Source organism: Photorhabdus namnaonensis, from assembly GCF_001684335.1.
GTDB lineage: Bacteria > Pseudomonadota > Gammaproteobacteria > Enterobacterales > Enterobacteriaceae > Photorhabdus > Photorhabdus namnaonensis.
Map to the genome: position 1 here is coordinate 46,943 of NZ_LOIC01000060.1, position 296 is coordinate 47,238.

General features: G+C 59.5%; 1 pseudogene. It reads right to left on the bottom strand.

Annotated features, from left to right (window positions below):
- Window positions 1–296 (bottom strand): annotated as a pseudogene (locus tag Phpb_RS26320) (RHS repeat-associated core domain-containing protein); the annotation flags it as partial.

Sequence of the window (296 nt, forward strand, 5' to 3'; positions counted from 1 at the left end):
CGCCAGCGGCTCGCCGGTTGGGGCGCTGACCGCGTACTGGGTCTCCACCTCCCCGGCCATCAGTTCCACCCGGTTGTCCAGATTAAGCGTGAACTGTTGCGTCTGCTGCGCTATCAGCTCCCAGCCGTCAAACACCAGATGGCGGATTATTTTCAGCCGGCCGTGCTGGTATTCGCGGATTTCTGCTGGGGTATCCCCATCCCATAGGTAGGTGGTCAGCTTACCGCTTTGGATACACCGTTTTTCTGTCCGCCGTCCGAAGGCATCATAGCGATATTCCCACGGTATCCCGTCCG